The sequence below is a fragment of the Polaromonas sp. P1_E3 genome (genome assembly GCF_056405935.1).
The window spans coordinates 1-3,430 of record NZ_JBFUBD010000294.1; the positions used below are offsets into that span (position 1 = coordinate 1).

At 60.3% G+C, this 3,430-nt stretch carries 3 protein-coding genes; all 3 read left to right on the top strand.

What is annotated here, in order from left to right:
* Positions 1–189: 189 nt before the first annotated feature.
* Positions 190–1,407 carry a glycerophosphodiester phosphodiesterase gene (locus AC1D0Z_RS18030; RefSeq protein ID WP_477659572.1) on the top strand — a complete coding sequence of 406 codons (1,218 nt, stop codon included), beginning with the start codon at positions 190–192 and terminating at the stop codon, positions 1,405–1,407.
* Positions 1,408–1,718: 311 nt separating this feature from the next.
* Positions 1,719–2,825 (top strand): S-(hydroxymethyl)glutathione dehydrogenase/class III alcohol dehydrogenase, encoded by a 1,107-nt coding sequence (locus tag AC1D0Z_RS18035; protein WP_477659573.1) that lies wholly within the window; start codon positions 1,719–1,721, stop codon positions 2,823–2,825.
* Positions 2,826–2,951: 126 nt separating this feature from the next.
* On the top strand, positions 2,952–3,430 hold a 479-nt coding region (locus AC1D0Z_RS18040; RefSeq protein ID WP_477659574.1), incomplete at its 3' end, for an alpha/beta hydrolase-fold protein.

Here is a 3,430-nt window from a genome sequence, read left to right on the forward strand (position 1 = left end):
GGGCCGACAAGCTCAAGGGTTTCTTCAGCGCCTGATCCTTCTTGACCGCAAGCCTTGCTTGCCTCTCCACAAAATGCCGGACCTGTTCCGGCATTTTTCATGGACGAACGGACACTGCGCTACACACTGTCACACGCCTGTCGTGATGCGGAACATACGATCAACCCTTTTACCTACTTCGGAAACACCATGACCGTATCGACCCGCCAGGCCGCGAAACAAGGCAACCTGCTCGCACTTATTTGCAGCAGCGTAATGCTGGCTGCCTGCTCCTCTTCAGGCACGACATCTCAAGCAGGCCTGTCCACTCTTGATGGAAAGACGCCACTGGTCATCGCCCACCGGGGTGCTTCGGGCTATGTACCCGAAGAAACGCTGGAGGCCTATGTGCGCGCGATCGAGCTGGGCGCCGACGTGATCGAGATGGACCTGGTAGTGACCAGGGACGGCGTACTGATCACCCGCCACGACCCCAACCTGGCGATCAGCACCGACGTGGCCAAACACCCGGAGTTCGCGTCACGCAAAAAGACCATCCAGGTCGACGGCGAAACGCAGACCGGCTGGTTCAGCAACGACTTCACGCTGGCTGAAATCCGCACCCTGGGCGCCATCTCGACCGATGCCGAACGCCCGCAGCAGTTCAACGGCCAATACAAGATCCCGACCTTCCAGGAAGTGGTGGACCTGGCCAAGGCCCAGTCTGCAAAAGCCGGCCGCACGATCGCGATCTATCCTGAGACCAAAAACCCGACCTACTTCCGCGAGCTCGGCCTGCCGATGGAAGACAAGCTGATTGCCATCATCAACGCGGCGGGCTGGAACAGCAAGACGGCGCCCATCTATGTGCAGTCGTTTGAGCCGGGCAGCCTGAAGTACATGAAGAGCAAAGGCCTGAACACACGGTTGATCCAGCTGATCGACGGTGACGGCGTTGACATGAAAACCGGTACCGTGACTTTTGCCGTTCCAAGTGACCGTCCCTATGACTGGACCAAGGCAGGAGACAAGCGTTTCTTCGATGCCATGGTGACGCCCGCAGGCCTGGCTGAAATCAAGACCTATGCGGACGGCATTGGCCCCTGGAAACGCTTCATCATCGGCATCAAGGGAACCATCGGCGCAAACGGCAAGGCCATTGATGTGAATGGTGATGGCAAGGTCAACGATGCAGATGCCACTTCTTCCCACACCACCAGCCTGGTTGCCGACGCCCACAAGGCGGGCCTGTTCGTTCACCCATTTACTTTTCGCAATGAGTCACGCCGGCTGGCCGCCGACTACCAGGGCAACGCCAAAGCTGAGTACCTGGCTTTTTATCGTACCGGCGTCGATGGCGTGTTCACCGACTTCACCGACACAGCCATCGCCGCCCGCACGCAGTTTCTGAAAGAAACCGGGCGCTGAAAAAGCCGTGGCGGGTCTCGCCCGCCAAGCTTCAATGCTATGAAATTAATAGCTGCTTGCGCCCATGTTTAATGGCCCAGGCAGCTTTTTTACTTGCAACCAAACGGCGAAGGCTACACCCTCACGGTGCACCGGCGCATCTCAGCTGGCTGGCGAGCCAGCKCAGAAGACAAGGCCCCAGGTTTTCTCAAAATGAAACATGTGGCCCGTGAAGATACGGCTTTGCGGGAAACTCAGCGACGGTGACTGGCTTATAGTGACTTACGCACGTGAACCACGTTCCCTTCACTTCCAACGCAAGCCAACACACCATGAAAACCAAAGCCGCCGTCGCCTGGAAATCGGGCCAGCCCCTGACCATTGAAACCGTTGACCTGCAGGGCCCGAAGTTCGGCGAAGTGCTGGTGGAAATCAAAGCCACCGGCATCTGCCACACCGACTACTACACACTCTCGGGCGCCGACCCGGAAGGTATCTTTCCGGCCATCCTGGGCCATGAAGGGGCGGGCATTGTGGTCGATGTGGGCCCCGGCGTAACCACGCTCAAGAAGGGCGACCATGTCATTCCGCTCTACACGCCCGAGTGCCGGCAGTGCAAGTTTTGCCTTTCACGCAAAACCAACTTGTGCCAGCTGATCCGCGGCACCCAGGGCAAGGGCCTGATGCCCGACGCCACCAGCCGCTTCAGCCTGGACGGCAAGCCCATCTTTCACTACATGGGCACCAGCACCTTCAGCAACTACACCGTCGCGCCCGAAATCTCGCTGGCCAAGATCCGGGAAGATGCGCCCTTTGACAAGRTCTGCTACATCGGCTGCGGCGTCACCACCGGCATMGGCGCCGTGCTCTTCACCGCCAAGGTAGAAGCGGGCGCCAACGTCGTGGTGTTCGGCCTGGGCGGCATTGGCCTCAATGTGATCCAGGGCGCGAAGATGGTGGGCGCCGACAAGATCATCGGGGTCGACATCAACCCCGCCCGGCAGGAGATGGCGCGCAAGTTCGGCATGACGCATTTCATCAACCCCAAGGACACCGAGAATGTCGTCGACGCCATCGTGCAACTGACCGACGGTGGCGCCGACTACAGCTTTGAATGCATCGGCAACACCAAGGTGATGCGGCAGGCGCTCGAATGCACGCACAAGGGCTGGGGCCGCAGCATCATCATCGGCGTGGCCGAAGCCGGCGCCGAGATCAGCACCCGTCCGTTCCAGCTGGTGACTGGCCGCAAGTGGGAAGGCTCGGCCTTTGGCGGCGCACGCGGCCGCACCGACGTGCCGAAGATTGTGGATTGGTACATGGAAGGCAAGATCAACATCGACGACCTGATCACGCACACCATGCCGCTGGAAGATATCAACAAGGGATTCGACCTCATGAAAAGTGGTGAGTCGATTCGTGGTGTGGTGATTTACTAGCCCCCACGTTCGCTCACTGCGTGTAGCTCTCTGCCCCCTCAGGGGGCGCTGCGCCTGCGGTCTGGCAAAGCCAGTCCCGCGGCCCCGGCTGGTAAAGATGTGGCGCCTTCTTAAAGTGGATAAATCATGACCACCCAACTCGAACTCCTCAGCGAACACGGCTGCTTCGGCGGCGTGCAGCGTTTTTACCAGCACGACTCGCGCGAAGTCGGCCTGCCGATGAAGTTTTCGGTGTTCCTGCCACCGCAAGCCGTGGCTGGGGAAACAGTGCCGGCACTGGTCTTCCTCGCAGGCCTGACCTGCAACGAAGAGACCTTCATGACCAAGGCCGGGGCGCAGCGCCTGGCAGCCGAGCTGGGCCTCGCGCTGATCGCACCTGACACCAGCCCGCGTGGCGCGAAGATTCCTGGCGAGACCGACAGCTGGGACTTCGGCCGCGGCGCCGGTTTTTACCTTGACGCGACACAGGCCCCCTGGTCGCAGCACTACCGCATGGAAAGCTACATCACGGCGGAACTGCTGCCCCTGCTGGCAAACGCCCTGCCGATCGATGCGAACCGCGCCGGCATCTCTGGCCATTCGATGGGCGGCCACGGTGCATTGAC